This is a genomic window from Shewanella sp. W3-18-1 (assembly GCF_000015185.1).
Classification (GTDB): Bacteria; Pseudomonadota; Gammaproteobacteria; order Enterobacterales; family Shewanellaceae; genus Shewanella; species Shewanella putrefaciens.
In genome coordinates, this window is the sequence record NC_008750.1 from 875,361 (window position 1) to 894,275 (window position 18,915).

Below are 18,915 nucleotides of genomic sequence, written 5' to 3' on the forward strand. Positions count from 1 at the left end.
ACCTTACTCGGCTAATTGTTGACGCTGTGGTGGCGCATTACAGGCATTCTGCACAAAGGGGTTATGGTTGCCTTGAACCTGCGCTATGGCGTTATCACGTTGGCACTCAATAGTATCAACTGGATAGGTTTTATCCCATGCCTTAAACAATTTTAATTGGCTAGAGGCAATTTTAAGACCATAGGTCTGCTGCATATACAGGTAGGTTCTGGCTATCTTACCGCGGGTATTCGCGGGTGGCTGTACCTGACGATTCTTAAAGTCGACAACTATAGCACATTGACCATATTGATTGGCTTTACCGTTCCATTCGCTAAAACGGAAATTACTGCGATCACCATTCACTTCACCTATGGCGGGCACTAAGTTGTGCATGTCTGCCTCCATCTTATTAAATTCATTGCTGTTATCGGCGCAGTTTTTACGACCACCCTTTTGCCAGCATTGGAGTTGATGGCCAAATTCCCAGGCGGGCACTATGTGCTCCCACTCGATACGGTTAGCACGAGTTTCCTGTTTACGGACTTGGTAACCACAACTGGTGAGATCGGGTTTCCACGATTTGCCTTTAATCTGAATGTCACAGCCGCAATAAAAGCTGACTGCGGGCAGCATACCTTGACGATTGCCAGCATAAAGCGTCTGCGACTTAGTTTTCGCTTGGCTGAAACTATTGGGGTGTGATGGTGATGCACTTGTGGGGACAGATAGGGTCACCGACCAAGTGATGAAGCACAGCAAAAGTCGCCGTGAATAAACGGTTAAAGAGGCTTTGTTCAACATTTATCCCAAAATAACAAATACAACGCGAGCCTCTGGCTCGTCTTTTATGGCGTGATGGTAAGGGAAAGACGGTCGCTTATGCAAATTGAGTCGTACTTAGGGGTGTTTAAGCTAAAAGTGGTTAGGCCAAGATTTAATTAGATAGCAGTTAAATGGGTCTTACAGCGTTTACAGATATAACGACTTTCACCGCGTAGAACCTTGTTATGGCGGCGAATACTGAGTCGAATCGGTCCGCAGGCACAGCGATATTCAACCTCTTTGCTTGCAACTGAGGTGGTGTTGAAATTGTGGGTAGTCTTTGGATTGACCTTAAATACCGTTAACATCAAAGATTGCCATTCTTTACCGTGGGGTTTGGTTTTACCAAAAAGCTGAAAACACAGTAGATGACAAATTTCGTGGGGCACGACCTCTGTCAGAAAAGCTTCGCTGTTTTCCCGCAGTAATACGGGATTGAATCTTAATCTGTTCTGCTGTAAATGGGCTGTGCCTGCACTTTTTCCCCTGAGCGTAAATTGCGTTATTGGGCGAGGGAATGCACGTTTAAGCGTCATTTCGGCCGTTTGATAACAGGTTTCAATTCGCTCTAGTACTTGAATTTGTAGTGTCGAGAGTGGGCGTGATGAACCGGTGAAAATATGCGCCTTTGCCGGATCTTGTGCTGGTGGACTCATTATAACCTGAAACTTACCTTGGCTTTGGCCTAAGGCTGAATACGTCGATTTTGTTAGCGGTGCAAGGGCTTCACTGCTGCGACGGCGTAAGGCATTGAGTAAGTCAGCGGGTTTCAGCATAGGGTGAGCTTTGGATCTCGTCGGTTAAGGTAAAAATTGCGTGCTTAAATTAGTCAATTATAAGCGTTCGCATCATAGCGAACGCTATCTAACAATGCCAGTTTCAGTCAGTTTCAGTCAGTTTCAGTCAGTTTCAGCCAGTTTCAGTCAGTTTCAGGAAGTGTGGCTTTGTTATAAACTCGCCGCCGCTTGCATCACCATAGTGCGCACTTGTTCAACGATCGCTTGCTCGGTATCTGCGTCATAGCCTTTGACTCTTGGTGTGTGAATGTGGCCGACCTTGGCATGGCTATTAAACTTTTGCTGCAAGACTATGGCACGATAGGAGATTTCATTAGAAAGATAACCGCCGCCAGAGCCTTCGACTGAGGTTTCGTTTTGCAGTTCGTTTAATGATGTCGCGCTAAATTCACCGCGGGTAAGGGTTGTGACAGTATGGTTATCATTGACTTTCCATTGGCCATCTTTGACTTGCATGGCGGCGACGGGCAGTGAAAATTCCACAAATTCGGGGCCGATAAAATCTTTGCCATTGAGCTTAGGGGCAACGGGCGCGGTTTTCGTGCCGCCAGTGAGTACGTTTTGGTTATCGGGTGCCGCTGCGCTGCGATTGCGAGCAGGGAAGCGTTCGATATCAAAATCAGTTCGGCCCATGCTAACGGTGAACACAAATTGGGTTTTAGGATCACGATAAATCGGGCTCAATAGCGATTCGATAAGACCTTGGTCAAAATCTTCAAAACGTACAGGGATCATAGCGGTTTCGATTTGCGCCGTTTTCCCATTAATTTCAAAGCGAAAACCATCCAAGGCGAGGGCGACTAGACCGGAAGGGTTACTCTGGGTGATATCTTTGTCGAGGAAGAAAGGATCGAAACCCGTGAGGAATATTTTGATTTGGACATCATCACCATATTGAATATCGCTAAACCCCCGTGAGGCTTTTTCAACCGCACTCATTAGTATGTCTTGTTGCCAATCGGCCATTTTAAAGTTGGCGCTGGTGGTTTTTAGACTATTAAGCATGGCAAGGCGAGCCCAGTATAAAGGTCGGTCGTCAAAATGCCCTGACTGTACATCGCGGACAGCTTGTTGCCACAATCTGTGCCCTTGGCGCGCTGCTAAGTGGGTGGCGTCAACTTCGTTTTTCTTTGAGCTCAGTTGAGCCAGACCATCGTCAAGTGCTTGATAGCGAGTGACTACGTCGCCTATGGTTTTTTCTGCTGTGGGTAGGCGGGAAACTTCAACGTCACCAAATAACTGCACGGCACTGGCTGTAGTCATTAAGCTGGTGGTGAGGATGAGTGTTAACACTGGCTTCAACATGTTTGGCTTCCCTGTAGTGATTAGACGTTATTCATTGGAAATAATGATTATTTTTTCGTGTAGATAGGCTCTTATGCCAAAAAGTATGCACTACAAGCTGAGGGTAATAAAGTTAAGCCCAGTGATCTTTGTGATCTTATACCAATATCTTCTATCACAAATCATGTGGATCTGGCATTAATCCATCTGCAACAGTGCAACAGTGCAACAGTGCAACAGTGCAACAGTGCAACAGTGCAATAGGGTCTAGTCTGCCTCTTTTTTGCCACAATTGGTCAGCAGTTTGCTAGGGCATGCTGTAGTGCTAAGTGATAGCCTTAATCACTTTTTTAGTTTGTTGGATTGTTTGTTTTTTCAAGGAGATTTTATGCGTTTGTTCGTCATCTCGGCGGTATTGGTGATGTCCTCCATCTCAGCTTCCCCTGTTTTTGCTGCTAGCTCGCCCCAAAAAGAGTGGCAAGAAACCCGCAGTTTGGATGCCAGTTTTACTCAGCACCAAGCTAAAGGCGTGGTGGTGTTATGGAATGAAAATAAACAACAGGGATTCACTAATAATCTTAAACGCGCCAATCAAGGTTTTTTACCTGCATCGACGTTTAAAATTCCCAACAGTTTGATTGCTCTCGATTTAGGGATGGTGAAAGATGAGCACCAAGTTTTTAAGTGGGATGGTAAAAATCGTGATATTGCCGCCTGGAATCGTGACCATAATTTGATTAGCGCCATGAAGTATTCGGTTGTGCCCATCTACCAAGAGTTTGCTCGCCAAATAGGTGATGCTCGCATGGGGAAGATGATCGCTGTTTTTGATTATGGCAATGAGGATATCTCAGGCAATTTAGACAGTTTTTGGTTAGATGGAGGCATTCGGATCTCAGCCAAAGAGCAAATCGATTTCCTACGTCGGCTTTATCATAACAAGTTGCATGTTTCCGAGAGAAGTCAGCGTATTGTTAAGCAAGCCATGCTGACTGAAGCCAATAGTGACTATATTATCCGCGCAAAAACGGGTTATGCCGTAAGGGCCGAACCGAGCATTGGTTGGTGGGTCGGTTGGGTAGAACTCGATGATAATGTATGGTTTTTTGCAATGAATATGGATATGCCATCAGCGGATGGTTTGGCACTGCGCCAAGCCATTACAAAAGAAGTACTCAGGCAGGAAAAGATTATCCCCTAATCAACTGTGTTATGGGTGACAGATGAAAACAAAAAGCCTAGTGGGATAATCTAGGCTTTTTGTTATTAATGGGTAAACCCTTAGCCCATTAACGATTGCAGGCTTTCTTGGCTGCTAAAGCGTTTTACAAAGAAGTCCAAAAACACGCTGATATTGGTTGCCAGTTGGCGTCGACTCGAATAAACCCCATAAACCTTAAAAGGTTCAATCGGCCATTCCTGTAAGATTGGCACTAGCTGTCCATTGGCGAGTTCTGTCTTACAAGCAGAATTAGATAGCATGGCAATGCCAAAATCATCCATGGCTAACTGCTTTACCATGATAGGGCTATTGACTCGCACCTTACGTTGGAAGTTCACCATAGTTTTTCGTGGCCCTTTGCCGAGGGGCCAGATAGGTGCTGAGCGTGAAGTCCCTAATAAAATGCCACTGTGCTGACTGAGTTCCTGTGGTGTTGCGGGCGTTCCCCTGAGTTTTAGATAACTCGGACTTGCGACTAAAATGGGCTGGCGTTCAAACAATAATCTTGCCACTAAGTCCGATGATTGCAGTGGACCATATTTGATAGCGATGTCATATCCTTCACCGACTAAACCTATATCATTGTCAGTAAACTGGACATCTAATTCCACATTGGGATATAAACGCATAAATCCGCTACAGAGGTTAGCGATTAATTCTTGGCTAAATGATACCGGGATTGCAATTCGTAATGATCCTGACACATCATCGTGAGTATTCTCGATAACTGCCTTGGCCGCTTCTACCTCATTGCGAATGGAATCACAGTGTTGATAAAAGAGTGCCCCGACTTGGGTCAAACTCAGGTTACGGGTGTCGCGCTGTAATAATCGTACGCCAAGTTGTTCTTCAAGCTGCGCGATTTTGCGACTAATGGTGGATTTTGGGTGGCCGGTTTCACGTGCAGCTTGGGAGAATCCCTTTGCTCTAACTACGGCTGCAAATAGCATCATACCGTTTAAATCTGGCATGTTTTTCCCACTGTCTCATATATGGAACATAGCGTCTTATGCAGTTTAATGGCATTTGGCGGGATAACAAAGTTATATTTATTGGCTAAAAATTTTCAGAGGCTAAGCAGAGGATCTTTTGATGACCAGCAAAAATCAGCCCACACACATGACTCAAGCCCAAACGCCCGACCCGCTTTTTTTACAAGCCGAGCATTTGGCAAAGGATTTTTCTCTGTTTCCAAAACACAGCAAACAGAGTTTAACGGAAGAAATTAAAGGTCTTTTAAGTGAAGATGCCATTCAGGCAAACTTAAAAGATTTAGCATCATTAGATGTTGATGGTTACGTTGCTAAGGTTATCCTGCCGACTCAAGATAAAGGTCGCCCAGGGGCTAAGCGTATCATCGCCGATCTTAAAGGCCGATTGATCACTGAAACTCACTTAGGCTCTTTTTACAGTGCCGAAATTGAGCTTAATTTCGGTTCTCGTACTCGCCGTGTTGGTTTTATCGCTCAAGAGCGCACCACAGCGAACGGTGCTTGGATGCCTGAGCATCACTACGCTGCCTGTAAAGCAATTCGTCATTTTGCCGAATTGTCTATGCCAATTATCTATTTAATTGATACCCCAGGAGCGGATGCTGGCGAAATTGCTAACAGCCAAAACCAAGCTCATTCTATTTCTAAGGCGATTGCCGAGAGTGCTAACGTTGACGTGCCTACAGTCGGTATCGTTATCGGTGCGGGTTATTCAGGTGGCGCGATTCCATTAGCGGCGGCGAACATCCTGTTATCGCTGCGCGATGGTATTTTCAACACGATTCAGCCACAGGGTCTGCAAAGTATTGCCCGTAAGTACAATTTATCTTGGCAAGAATGCGCAAAATCTGTTGGTGTATCGCCAGAAGAGCTTTATACCTCCGGCTGTATTGATGGCATTATCGATTTTTCACCGAGCGATCGTGATGAGCGTCAGCATAACTTGCGCCGCGCTATTATCAGTAGTATCGAAACTGTTGAACGTGCCGCAATGAATTTTGTGCGTGAATCTAAGGATTTACGTGAGCATTATGACCGTAGTTTAATGCGTTTCCTTAATCCATCTAAAAACCTGATGGCATTAGAATTGAACGCAGAATTGGCGGTAGCAACCAGCCCAACCAATCACCATAACCTGTTCGGTAGTGCCTATCGCTATCTGCGTTATCTTACGTTACGCAGTCGTATTCATTCTATTTCTCAGGAACAATATGGCCGCTTGTCGCGGGTCAGTGTGCCTGAAGGCGACTTGTTAACGCGCATCCAGCAAGAGCAGGATCGGGTATTCCAAGCTTGGTTGTCTAGCCCCGATAAATTGGTTTATGACGAAGATTTAAACAAGCTTTGGGCTAACTTTGTTGCTAAGCGTGATGAAGTATCGACCGAACGTAATATGTTAACCCGTTTAATTTTGGGTGAACCAAAAGAAAACTATAAAAAAGCCCGTAAGGCGCTGTTATTTAACATCGGTTGGTCCTTATATCACCGTTGGAAGAGCAATGCGGCCAATAACTTTAAAGGGCTTATTCAGCATTTAGAAAATCTACCTAAGTCAGTCACTCAAGCTAAATGGCCTGAGTTGAACCAGTTGACTGTGCTGGATGTGGTGGTAAACGAAGAACTGCGTGAAGATTTTATATGGCAATGCCATAACATCCTGATCTTTAACTCACTTTACGACAACGTGGTGGGCAGCTTAGCGTCAATCGCTAAAGAAGCTATGATGTCTAAGAGTTTGTCACGTAACTCAGTGAACAATCTGCTGCATAAGTCAATTGATCATGCACTGTCGACGCAGGACACCGCTAACGATAAAGCCAAATTTTACAAGTGGCTTAAGTACTTTATGGGGCAATCTAACCGTGCCGACTTGTTGGTACGTGTAGAGCAGTGGAAGAGTGTGGGTTTCCCACAGCTCAATGACAGTTTGTTCGTGGTGCTGACTTACTTCTTCGAGCGCCTACTACCAGAATATTTTGATAGCGAAAGTGACACTAGCAAATACACTGGTGCAATAAACCCTGTGCGTATCGGTCGCCGTAAAGACTTCTGGAACCGCTTGACCATGGGTTATCAGGATCTATTGATCCAAAAAGTACTGCGGGACGAAAAGCGTAAAGGCAATATGACATGGGAAAATGTCATCAAGCAATTCTTTACCCGTTTTGATGAGATTAACGGCGACAAAATGTCGGCTAACTTATTGAACTTCCCAGGTTTCCGTTTATCGATTGAAGATGCTTTAGATAAAGGAATACGTCCTTGTGGTCTAATCACTGGTATTGCGGATTTTAAAGAGAAAGGCCAAAAAGTCCGTGTGGGCGTGGCTGTCTCTAACACCGCATTCCAAGCGGGTGCCTTCGATATGGCGAGCGCCGAGAAATTCTCTGCGCTGCTGATTGAGTGTGCTAAGCGTAAGTTACCTGTTGTGTGCTTTATTAGCTCTGGCGGTATGCAGACGAAAGAAGGCGCGGCAGCACTTTTCTCTATGGCTGTGGTGAACGATCGTATCACGCGCTTTATTCGTGATAACGAATTGCCAGTACTGATGTTTGGTTTTGGTGACTGTACCGGTGGTGCGCAGGCGAGTTTTGTGACTCACCCATTGGTGCAAACTTACTATCTGTCTGGTACTAACATGCCATTCGCAGGTCAAATGGTGGTGCCAGCTTACTTACCATCAACGGCAACGCTGTCTAACTACTTGTCAAAAGTACCTGGCGCAATGGCGGGCTTAGTCCATAACCCATTCAGCGACAATTTAGACTCTCAGTTAGCAGGTATCGATCCTCTGATGCCAATGCCTTCGGCAAAAATTAACGATGTGATCATCAATGCACTGTCGACCTTAGTGGTTGAAGCTACTGTTGAAGAAGAAGTGATCGTGCAGAACGATCCACGTAAGTTAATGAAGCCTATTAACAAAGTATTGGTTCACGCCCGTGGTTGTACAGCTGTAAAACTTATTCGTAAGGCGCATGACAATAATATCAATGTGGTATTAGTGGCGTCGGATCCTGATATGACGTCAGTGCCAGCGGACATGCTCAAAGAGACCGATAAGTTAGTTTGTCTCGGTGGTAACACATCGGATGAAAGTTACTTGAACGCATACTCTGTGCTGAAAGTGGCCGAATATGAACAGGTTGATGCATTGCATCCTGGTATTGGTTTCCTATCAGAAAGCCCGCAGTTTGCTGCATTGTGTGTGAATAACGGTGTTAACTTCGTCGGTCCTAGCGTGCATTCAATGACCACTATGGGTAATAAGTCGAACGCGATTAAAACGTCTCAAGCGCAAAATGTACCAGTCGTGCCAGGTTCTCACGGTATTCTGACCAATGCTGAGCAAGCGGTTAACGTGGCGAGTGAAATTGGTTATCCAGTGCTGCTGAAAGCCGTACAAGGCGGTGGCGGTAAAGGTATTCAGGTTGTTAAACGCCCTGAGGATATGATTGGCCTATTCCAAAAGACAGCGACCGAAGCGGCTGCAGCTTTTGGTAATGGCGACTTATACTTAGAAAAATATGTAACCTCACTGCGTCATATCGAAGTGCAGTTATTGCGTGACAAGTTCGGCAACGCCAAAGTGTTAGGTCTGCGTGATTGTTCGGTACAACGTAACAACCAAAAAGTCGTCGAAGAATCTGGCTCAACCATGTTGCCGGATGAGCTTAAAAAACAGGTGTTGGATTACACCCGTGCTTTAGGTGATGCGACTGATTATATGGGTGCTGGTACTGTTGAGTTCATCTATAACTTAGATGCAAACGAAGTGTACTTCATGGAAATGAACACCCGTCTACAGGTAGAGCATCCAGTAACGGAAGCCACTTCTGGTATCGATATTGTGAGTGCACAGTTTGATATCGCTGCGGGCCGTTCAATCGAGCATCTAGAGCCGAAGGAAATTGGCTATGCGATGGAAGTACGTGTGACTGCTGAAAAAGCGGCGCTCGATAGCCATGGCATACTGCAGCTTATTCCAAATCCTGGCAAGATCACTGAGTGTGTATTCCCAGAGCATCCTGATGTGGAAATCATCTCAATTGCTGCACCAGGCAAAGAAGTCTCGCCATACTATGATAGCTTGATTGCGCAAATCATTATGCGCGGTGAAAACCGTGAAGATGTGATTGCCAAGCTGCATGCTTATCTGGATAGCGTAGTGCTGAAAGGTATCGCAACTAACATTCCGTTACTTAAGCTAATCTTAAATGACGGTACCTTCAAAGAAGGCGTATACGACACTAACTATCTACCACGCTTTATGGCTGAACTTGATATTCCTGCGCTTATCGCAGAAATGGAAGCGGCAGCTGAAACAGTGGGTGTTGATACAGAGTCTTTACGTGTGGGCGAAAGTAACGAATTGAAAGTATTAGCCCAAGGCGCGGGTATCTTCTATACCTCTCCTGCACCGGGTGAGCCTGATTTCGTGAAAGAAGGTGATATTGTTACCGTTGAGCAAACCTTAGCGTTAACTGAAGCGATGAAGATGTTCTCGCAGGTCAACTTGGCTGGCTTTAACCGTCAAGGCGCCATACTCTATCCTGAGGATCAGAAGTATCGCATCGAGCGCATTCTGAACAGCAATGGTCAACAAGTGTCTCAAGGTGATTTACTCTTTGTGGTATCGCCCGTCGACGCTTAAACGCTAAATAAAATCTGATACTCCGAATACCCGCCTTTGGCGGGTATTTTTTATCTGATTTAACCAGTATTACCATAAAGACTTGATGGTCACTCGGTATTAGTGTTGGATTTTATACTGACCAAATCTTGGGGTGATGCCCTATTTTGCTTCAAAGGATGTGCTGTCGATAAAATGCCTACCTCATTGTTTTAGGTAATGCGTCATATGATGAGCATTCTTGCTAAGTCTTAAGCCGTTCGAGGTCATATTTTTAGGCGATTTAGCTTATATACAAGGCATAAAAAACCGGAAAAACATCAATATCATTTGCAAAGCTATATTTTTAGGTATTTTTATTGATTGTCTAAAATTTAGGCTAAATTGTTTTACTTGGTTGTTTTTGTTTGTATTTGTGCAAATTTTTTTAAAATTTACCACGACTTTATCGTGAAAAATTGCAAGAGTCATTTGCGCAGAACTGGGTTCCAATTTACAATATGCGCCTAAAATAATCTGATGTGCGGTGTGTCGGTGGTTTGTCGCATACTCCGTCTACTTCTTAAACTAATCATTAAAGTTGAATCATGACCGAATTATCCAAATACAGAAACATTGGTATCTTCGCTCACGTTGACGCGGGTAAAACCACGACCACCGAGCGTATTCTTAAGCTAACTGGTAGAATTCACAAAGCTGGTGAAACACACGATGGTGAATCTACAACAGACTTCATGGTTCAGGAAGCTGAGCGCGGTATTACCATTCAATCAGCAGCAGTAAGCTGTTTCTGGAAAGAACACCGTTTCAACGTTATTGATACCCCAGGGCACGTTGACTTCACCGTTGAAGTTTACCGTTCTCTGAAAGTACTCGACGGCGGTATAGGTGTATTCTGTGGTAGCGGCGGTGTTGAGCCTCAATCAGAAACTAACTGGCGCTATGCTAACGAATCTGAAGTTGCTCGTATCATCTTCGTAAACAAGTTAGACCGTATGGGTGCTGACTTCCTGCGTGTTGTTAAGCAGACTAGAGATGTTTTAGCGGCTAACCCACTGGTTATGGTTCTGCCTATCGGTATCGAAGACGAGTTTAAAGGTGTTGTTGACCTATTAACCCGTAAAGCCTACATATGGGATGATTCAGGTTTACCAGAAAACTTCAGTGTGACAGACGTTCCAGCTGACATGGTTGATCAAGTTGAAGAATACCGTGAAATGCTGATCGAATCTGCTGTTGAGCAAGATGACGATCTGATGGAAGCCTACATGGAAGGCGAAGAGCCATCGATTGAAGACCTGAAACGTTGTATCCGTAAGGGTACTCGTACAATGGCTTTATTCCCAACATACTGTGGTTCTGCGTTCAAGAACAAGGGTATGCAACTGGTTCTAGACGCTGTTGTTGATTACTTACCAGCGCCAAACGAAGTTGATCCACAACCTTTAACAGACGAAGAAGGTAACGAAACTGGCGAACACGCTATCGTTTCTGCCGATGAGCCATTGAAAGCGTTAGCGTTCAAAATTATGGACGACCGTTTCGGTGCTCTGACCTTCGTACGTGTTTATTCTGGCCGTTTGAAGAAAGGCGATACCATTCTTAACAGTGCGACTGGTAAGACTGAACGTATCGGCCGTATGTGCGAAATGCACGCAAACGACCGTATCGAAATTGAATCGGCTGAAGCTGGTGACATTATCGCTATCGTGGGCATGAAGAACGTGCAAACGGGTCACACTCTGTGTGATGTTAAGCACCCATGTACATTAGAAGCCATGGTGTTCCCTGAGCCTGTAATCTCTATCGCAGTAGCGCCAAAAGATAAAGGTGGTAGCGAGAAGATGGCTATCGCTATCGGTAAGATGATCGCTGAAGATCCATCTTTCCGCGTAGAAACAGACGAAGATTCAGGTGAAACCATCCTTAAAGGTATGGGTGAACTGCACTTAGATATCAAAGTTGACATCTTGAAGCGTACTTACGGCGTTGAGTTGATCGTAGGTGAGCCACAAGTGGCCTACCGCGAAACCATTACTCAAATGGTTGAAGACCAATACACCCACAAGAAACAATCTGGTGGTTCTGGTCAATTCGGTAAGATTGAATACATCATCCGTCCTGGTGAGCCAAATTCTGGTTTCGTATTCAAATCTTCAGTTGTGGGTGGTAGTGTTCCTAAGGAATTCTGGCCTGCAGTTGAGAAAGGTTTTGCGAGCATGATGAACACGGGTACTATCGCTGGCTTCCCAGTGTTAGACGTAGAGTTCGAATTAACTGACGGTGCTTACCACGCAGTTGACTCATCAGCTATCGCGTTCGAAATCGCTGCTAAAGCGGCATTCCGTCAGTCTATCGCTAAAGCTAAGCCACAACTTCTTGAGCCAATCATGAAAGTTGACGTGTTCAGCCCAGAAGACAACGTGGGTGATGTGATCGGTGACTTAAACCGTCGTCGCGGTATGATCAAAGACCAAATCGCAGGTGTGACTGGTGTTCGTATTAAGGCTGACGTACCGTTATCAGAAATGTTCGGTTATATCGGTACTCTACGTACAATGACTTCTGGTCGTGGTCAGTTCTCTATGGAGTTCTCACACTACACACCATGTCCAAACAGCGTAGCTGAAAAAGTAGTTGAGCAAGTTAAAGAGCGTAAAGCTGCTGAAGCTAAGAAGTAATTCTTAACTCAACACGAATAGAGACCGCTGCTAAGCCCTAGGCTAGCAGCGGTTTTTTTATGGGCGTACATTCTGGTAGACGGTAGACGGTAGACGGTAGACGGTAGACGGTTTCTAGGATTCGGTCTTTTGTTTACTCAATTCCAGCAGCGCATTGGCAGCGGGTGTTAAGGGTAAACTCTGGCGCCAAATTAGTGCGAGATCCCATGTCATAGCGGGCTGCATTGGTTTGAAGATTAATTTGCTACTAGTGAGTTTATGACAGATAGGCTCAGGTAAAATGGCAACGCCCATATCGGCCTCCACCATAGCCGCTAGAAAATCCCACTGACCGCTACGAAAGGCAATATTCAATTGCACACCAGCCTTACGACTGAGGCGGTTTATCAGCTTAGCGAGGGAGAAATCCTCGTTATAAAGGATAAAAGGATAGGGTTCGAAATCTTGCCAATTGATTTGGGATTTATCGGCTAGAGGATGTCCCTCTGGCAAACAAGCGAGTAATGGATACTTGGTTAAGGGTTGATTGACTAGCTCTGTTTCATGGGTTGTTGGTAGCGCAGTAAAGGCGATATCTAAACTGTTATTCAGCAGTGCCTGCTCGCAGCCAAATCCACCGTATTCATACATCTGCAGTTCAATACCCGGATAACGCTTACGATAACTCGTCAGCAGACCGATAATCAGACTGCTCATCATAGGACATACACCTAATCGCAATCGCCCTGATTTGAGTCCACTTAAGTTACTCATGTCTTCTTGTAGCCTATGCCATTGGCCTAGGATCTCTCTCGCACTATGTTCAAAAAGCTGTCCAGCTTGGGTTAGCTCTACCTTTTGATTGTTACGGATCAGCAGGGTTTCTCCTAGACTTTCCTCTAACCTTTGGATGATCTTGCTAAGCGTTGGTTGGGTGATAAAACATTTTTGTGCTGCACGGGTAAAGTTTTCGGTTTCCACTAAGGTCAGAAAACACTGTAAGGTCTTGATTGGAATATTCATGCTTAAATGGAATCCATATTATGGCATTAATTCATTTTACTGATGATAGCCTAAGTATTACTTTGACCTTGTTAACAAAACAGGGGAATACCGATGAAATCAACTTCAAGTCTATGGGTAGGTGCTTTGTGGCAGGCGGCTATGCCTGTGGCAAAGGATGCACAAAAAGTGAAAGTGACACAAGCAGCACAAACGGCTTCAGTGGGTAATTTGCATAAAGCAAAACAACAAGTAAACCCAGCCTAGGCTGGGTTTTACTTTTTATCATCATTACGCTCTTTCCTACCCCCATTTACCTTTCCTGACACTCATATTTTCTCTGCGCTGTATTCCAAGCATTTAGCGGCTCTCATCAAGGTGTAGCTATCAAAACTCAGTTCACCAAGGCTTTGAAAGTAAAAAGCCACTGAATATCAGTGGCTTTTACGGGCAGGGGAGTATCGTCTATTGGTTTGAGAACTTATTCTCGACTAAGGGTGCTTTATTTTCTGCCTGAGCGACATGGCACTGGGTACAGAAATAATTTTGTCCGTTTAAGTTGCCTTTATCATCAATAACGTGTGATTTAGCAACCGGTGTTGCTTTCATTCGCTCAGCTTTTTCCCAACTATGGCAGCTTAAGCAACCATTTTTATCTAAGGTAATTTTGTAATCATCTTTGTGAGGGATAAGCGGAGGTTGGTCGCTAAAGCTACGTTCGAGTGCTGCGCCACGAGTAGGAAAAACGGGCATAGCATCGGCGGGACGAATATCGGTAATTGCTGAAGTACCAGCGAGTGAATTGATGGTAACAGGTGCTGAATTAGTGTCTGCTTTCTGGCCTGTGCAGCCGCCGATAGCGACAACAATGGCAGCTAAGGTGAGTATTTTTTTCATTGGTCATTCTCCGCCTTGGTGGCAATGTGTTGACGAATATTGGGTAATGTAGATTCTGTGGATGATTGAGTATTAGAGTGAGCGTTAGCAAAAGTGAAACGATGCTGATAGCTAAATACACGCTTGGCGCAGACATCGATACAGCGGCCGCATTGGGTGCAATCTTGGCTTAAGATCACCGGGTTTTGTCCTTTAAGTGCAGGTTTTAACACATGTCTTTCAGGACAAACGGCAAAACAATCCATGCAGTTGTTGCAATCTTTGGCTTGCAGTGCGGCGATCTTAATTGGACTGAGTTTGCCCAAAAGACCAAACAGGGCTCCCGCAGGGCAAAGATGGCCGCACCAAGCGCGCTCGACGATAAATAGATCGAGCAGGAAGATAGCCACAAGGAGCCACAAGCTACCGACAGTGCCAAATAATATTGCTCGATACAGTACTGGGACTGGGTTAATCCATTCCCAAACCGTTAAGCCTGTTATCAAGGGCAACAAGAGTACCAGTGCGAGTAGGTAATAACGTAAATTACGAGGTAGTTCACTAGTGCGAGGTAGATTAAGCCGACGTCTTAGCCAACTCGCGGTATCTGTAACCAAGTTAACTGGACAGACCCAACTGCAAAATACCCTTCCTCCTGCTACGCCATAAAATAAGGCGATAATCCCAGCACCAATAAGCAGGCTAAATTCAGGGATATGTCCCGTCATTAGTACCTGCAAAGCCACTAAGGGATCAGCCAGAGGGACAGTATCAAGCAATAGACTTGCCGATAGGTTACCCTTGAGAATCCAAATACCTGCGACAGGCCCTAGTGCGAATAAACCGAAAAGACTTAGTTGCACTAAGCGGCGTAGCAGCAGATATTTATGGGCTCGCCACCAACCTAGTTCCGCAACTGCAGCCGCGGCAAAAGGTATTTCCAAGATATTTGTGCTCTTAGATTGAGGCGCTGGTGTCTTCATCTTCATAGCACTAACCCCTTGTTTAACATCTCTAGGGTGGTTTCTTCTGTATTGATGTAAGTATCGTGCTCTGCGGTTTTTCCTAGGGCTAATGCCGTAGGTAGCACCTTGATTGCTGCAATATCGAGTACACAGGCATGTTCACATTTGCCACAGCCAGTGCAGGTATCGCTGTTGACTGTGGGTAAAAACATGGCGTGGTGATCGCTTTGGTTGTTGCGCTGGCGCTCTAAGGTGATGGCATTGTCGATTAACGGACAAACCCGGTAGCAGACATCACAGCGTAATCCTTTAAAGTTAAGACAGTTTTTCTCATCTATCAGTACCGCAATGCCCATTTTGGCATCGTTAATGTGTTCAAGCTGAGGATCAAGCGCACCCGATGGGCAGGCTTTTATGCAGGGAATATCCTCACACATCTCGCAGGGAATGCGCCGTGCGGTAAAGAATGGCGTGCCAGTGGCTGCGCCATCGAACCAGCGTGCCAGCGATAGTGTGTCGTAGGGGCAAGCCTCAACACATAAACCGCAGCGCACACAGGCCGAGAGAAAATCGCCTTCTTCAAGGGCACCTGGCGGCCTGCAAGCTTGAGGGGCGAGCTGGCCTTGGCTTTTTGCCGTAGCCGTTAAGCCTAATCCCACGAGTCCCATCACACAGCCAGCCTTCGCCGTCGTTGCCAAAAATTGGCGACGGTTGACTTGTTTGGCTGTGAATGCACTCTTAACTTGCTGACTCACCTTAGACTCCTTAATTGCTATCAAATGAGCTAATCGCTATCAAAAATGAGGGCTTAAGCCTTCATCACTTTGACTGGGCACTTCTTAAAGTCAGTTTCTTTTGACAGTGGATCGGTTGCATCCAGAATCAACTTGTTCACTAACTGACGCGCATCGAAGAAGGGCATAAACACTACGCCGCGTGGCGGTTTGTTACGGCCTTTGGTTTCAACACGGGTTTTGACCTCACCACGGGGAGAGGCGACAACTACTTCATCACCACGTTGTAGACCACGAGCCTTGGCGTCTTCTGGATGCATAAAGATTTGTGCATCGGGATAAGCGCGATAGAGTTCAGGCACCCGTGCTGTCATTGAACCTGTATGCCAGTGTTCGAGCACGCGGCCAGTTGACATCCACAGATCGTATTCTGAGTTCGGCTCTTCCGCTGCAGGCTCATAGGGCAGGGCGAAAATCACTGCTTTACCATCTGGTTTACCATAGAATTTAAAGCCTTCACCTGCTTTGACGTAAGGATCGCTACCCTCAACGAAACGGCGCAGGGTTTCTTTACCATTGACCACTGGCCAGCGCAGACCGCGGGTTTCGTGGTAGCGGTCAAAGTCGGCTAAATCATGGGCATGGCCACGGCCAAAGGCGGCATATTCTTCGAAAATGCCTTTTTGTACATAAAAACCAAAGTGCTGACTTTCATCGTTTAATTCAGCCTTGCAATCGGTTGTTGGAAACTTGTTGATCACGCCGTTGGCAAATAGCACTTCAAACAGGGTCTTATCTGCGTATTCTGGCTGTTTGGCGATAAGCTCTGCAGGCCACACCTCTGACACGTTAAAGCGTTTCGCAAATTCCATTAATTGCCACAGATCGGATTTTGCCCCTTCTGGCGCTTTGACTTGTTGATGCCACATATGGGTGCGGCGCTCGGCATTACCGTAGGCCCCTTCTTTCTCTACCCACATTGCCGTTGGCAGGATTAAATCCGCCGCCATGGCAGTTACCGTAGGATAAGGATCGGATACCACGATAAAGTTTTCAGGGTTACGGAAGCCTGGATACATTTCTTCATTGATATTGGGGCCTGCTTGCATGTTATTGGTACACATTGTCCAATAACAATTGAGCTTACCGTCTTTGAGCATACGGCTTTGAAGTACCGCGTGGTAACCCGGTTTTGGTGGAATCGTGCCTTCTGGCACTTGCCACATTTTTTCAGTAATAGCACGGTGCTTATCGTTATCCACAACCATGTCAGCGGGTAGACGATGGGCGAAGGTGCCGACTTCACGGGCGGTGCCACAGGCAGAGGGTTGACCTGTTAATGAGAATGGGCTGTTACCGGGAGTCGCGATTTTGCCCGTCAGTAAGTGGAGGTTGTAGAGCATATTGTTTGCCCATACGCCACGTACGTGTTGGTTAATCCCCATGGTCCAAAGACTCATAACCTTCACCTTGGGATCGGCATAGGCTTTGGCTAAGGTTTCGAGTTTTTCAGGCTCCACACCACTCATCTTAGCCGCGTATTCCAGCGTATAAGTGCTGACGAACTTAGCGTACTCGTCAAAGCTAATTGGGGTTGATTTACCATTGCCAGGGTTTTTGGCTTTCTTCTCTAATGGATGATCTGGACGCAGACCATAGCCAATATCATCAACACCTAAGGCAAATTGAGTATGTTTAGTGACAAAGTCAGTGTTTACAGCTTTGTTTTGAATGATGTAGTTGGCGATATAGTTGAGGATCACTAGATCTGATTGCGGATGGAAAACCATAGGGTTATCGGCTAAGTCGAAGCTGCGATTCTCAAAGGTAGAGAGTACATGTACGCGGCAACTCGGACTGCTTAAACGGCGATCAGATAAACGTGCCCATAAAATAGGGTGCATCTCGGCCATATTCGCGCCCCAAAGCACAAAGTGGTCAGCGGCTTCTAAATCGTCATAGCAACCCATAGGTTCATCGATACCAAAGGTACGCATAAAGCCAACCACAGCCGAGGCCATGCAGTGGCGCGCGTTAGGGTCGATATTATTGGTTAAAAAACCCGCTTTATGCAGTTTGGAAGCGGCGTAACCTTCCCAAATCGTCCACTGGCCTGAACCGAACATACCGACAGAAGTCGGGCCTTTAGTGGCAATGCTGTGTTTCCACTTAGCGGCCATAGTATCAAGGGCGACATCCCAGCTAACAGGGGTAAACTCACCTTCTTTATGGTATTTGCCGTCTTTCATCCGTAGCAGTGGCGTGGTTAATCTGTCCTTGCCGTACATGATTTTCGACAGGAAGTAACCTTTAATGCAGTTTAAGCCACGGTTAACAGGGCTTTCTGGATCACCCTTAGTGGCAACGACTTTACCCGCTTTAGTGCCGACTAATACGCTACATCCTACGCCGCAAAAACGGCAGGGCGCTTTATCCCATTTGATATTATCTGACTCGGCGGCTTCAACCATTTTCACGGGAAGCGTCACGCCAACGGCCGTCGCAGCGGCAAGGGCTGCGTTGGCCTTGAGAAACTCGCGGCGACTTATGCTCATAATATTTCCTCACTCATTTGTTCTAAGGGTTCTACTTGGTGGTAAATCAAACTGGCGGATAACACGCCGGACAGGGCATTAATAGCTTCAACATTGTCGAGAATGGCTTTTTGACTACTCCCTTCAAGGGTGACAACCAATTTACCTTCAGGTGTGATGGCATGAATATCACAGCCCAATAAGGCACTAATATCTGCTTCAACCTGCTGCAAGGCATTGGGGGCTGCATGTACCACAAGGCTAGTAATATGGTATTCCTGACTCATCGCGGGTGACCTTTAGGTGGTTTTGACTCAGTTGCGAAGATTTTAAAGGACAACTAAGTGCTGATTTCTGCGAGTCTAGACCTGATAAAAAATGTGGGTATACCTCACAAGAGGTATTGAAAGCG

The 18,915-nt window shown here is 45.8% G+C and carries 14 protein-coding genes; 4 read left to right on the top strand and 10 right to left on the bottom strand.

The genetic code is table 11. From position 1 onward, the window contains the following. Positions 1-3 precede the first annotated feature (3 nt). From endA to SPUTW3181_RS04060, 3 genes are all read right to left on the bottom strand, one after another. Entirely contained in the window at positions 4-783 is a 780-nt protein-coding gene (gene endA / locus SPUTW3181_RS04050) for an endonuclease EndA (RefSeq protein ID WP_011788162.1), read from the bottom strand. A gap of 137 nt (positions 784-920) precedes the next feature. Beyond that, positions 921-1,580: a SprT family zinc-dependent metalloprotease gene (locus tag SPUTW3181_RS04055; protein ID WP_011788163.1), complete on the bottom strand. Its 660-nt coding sequence runs from the start codon at positions 1,578-1,580 to the stop codon at positions 921-923. A gap of 171 nt (positions 1,581-1,751) precedes the next feature. Beyond that, positions 1,752-2,906: a hypothetical protein gene (locus SPUTW3181_RS04060; protein WP_011788164.1), complete on the bottom strand. Its 1,155-nt coding sequence runs from the start codon at positions 2,904-2,906 to the stop codon at positions 1,752-1,754. Between the two features lie 367 nt (positions 2,907-3,273). Between SPUTW3181_RS04060 and blaOXA the strand changes: the two genes are divergently transcribed. After that, complete coding sequence (gene blaOXA / locus SPUTW3181_RS04065; RefSeq protein ID WP_011788165.1) at positions 3,274-4,086, top strand: class D beta-lactamase; 813 nt, start codon at positions 3,274-3,276, stop codon at positions 4,084-4,086. Positions 4,087-4,166: 80 nt separating this feature from the next. On the opposite strand, the gene SPUTW3181_RS04070 is transcribed toward blaOXA, so the two are convergent. Continuing rightward, positions 4,167-5,078, bottom strand: coding sequence for a LysR family transcriptional regulator (locus SPUTW3181_RS04070; RefSeq protein WP_011788166.1), 912 nt, complete (start codon positions 5,076-5,078; stop codon positions 4,167-4,169). Between the two features lie 121 nt (positions 5,079-5,199). On the opposite strand from SPUTW3181_RS04070, the gene SPUTW3181_RS04075 reads away from it, so the two are divergent. Next, complete coding sequence (locus tag SPUTW3181_RS04075; RefSeq protein WP_011788167.1) at positions 5,200-9,753, top strand: biotin carboxylase N-terminal domain-containing protein; 4,554 nt, start codon at positions 5,200-5,202, stop codon at positions 9,751-9,753. Between the two features lie 566 nt (positions 9,754-10,319). Continuing rightward, on the top strand, positions 10,320-12,413 hold the full coding sequence (gene fusA / locus SPUTW3181_RS04085; RefSeq protein WP_011788168.1) for an elongation factor G: 2,094 nt from the start codon (positions 10,320-10,322) through the stop codon (positions 12,411-12,413). Positions 12,414-12,527: 114 nt separating this feature from the next. Here fusA and SPUTW3181_RS04090 read toward each other — a convergent pair whose 3' ends face one another. Continuing rightward, on the bottom strand, positions 12,528-13,415 hold the full coding sequence (locus SPUTW3181_RS04090; RefSeq protein WP_011788169.1) for a LysR family transcriptional regulator: 888 nt from the start codon (positions 13,413-13,415) through the stop codon (positions 12,528-12,530). A gap of 93 nt (positions 13,416-13,508) precedes the next feature. Between SPUTW3181_RS04090 and SPUTW3181_RS21960 the strand changes: the two genes are divergently transcribed. Next, positions 13,509-13,661 (top strand): hypothetical protein, encoded by a 153-nt coding sequence (locus tag SPUTW3181_RS21960; RefSeq protein ID WP_011788170.1) that lies wholly within the window; start codon positions 13,509-13,511, stop codon positions 13,659-13,661. Positions 13,662-13,859: 198 nt separating this feature from the next. Here SPUTW3181_RS21960 and napB read toward each other — a convergent pair whose 3' ends face one another. Genes napB through SPUTW3181_RS04120 form a run of 5 tightly spaced genes read right to left on the bottom strand, consistent with a single transcriptional unit; the run spans position 13,860 to position 18,790 of the window. Continuing rightward, positions 13,860-14,291 (bottom strand): nitrate reductase cytochrome c-type subunit NapB, encoded by a 432-nt coding sequence (gene napB / locus SPUTW3181_RS04100; RefSeq protein ID WP_011788171.1) that lies wholly within the window; start codon positions 14,289-14,291, stop codon positions 13,860-13,862. Next, positions 14,288-15,259, bottom strand: coding sequence for a quinol dehydrogenase ferredoxin subunit NapH (napH, locus tag SPUTW3181_RS04105; protein WP_011788172.1), 972 nt, complete (start codon positions 15,257-15,259; stop codon positions 14,288-14,290). The genes napB and napH overlap by 4 nt, the downstream gene beginning before the upstream one ends. Further along, positions 15,256-15,990 (bottom strand): ferredoxin-type protein NapG, encoded by a 735-nt coding sequence (gene napG / locus SPUTW3181_RS04110; protein ID WP_011788173.1) that lies wholly within the window; start codon positions 15,988-15,990, stop codon positions 15,256-15,258. Before napG ends, napH begins: the two co-directional genes overlap by 4 nt. Positions 15,991-16,043: 53 nt before the next feature. Then, positions 16,044-18,524 (bottom strand): nitrate reductase catalytic subunit NapA, encoded by a 2,481-nt coding sequence (napA, locus tag SPUTW3181_RS04115; protein ID WP_011788174.1) that lies wholly within the window; start codon positions 18,522-18,524, stop codon positions 16,044-16,046. After that, positions 18,521-18,790, bottom strand: a complete 270-nt coding sequence (locus SPUTW3181_RS04120) for a chaperone NapD (protein ID WP_011788175.1) — start codon at positions 18,788-18,790, stop codon at positions 18,521-18,523. Before SPUTW3181_RS04120 ends, napA begins: the two co-directional genes overlap by 4 nt. Positions 18,791-18,915 lie beyond the last annotated feature (125 nt).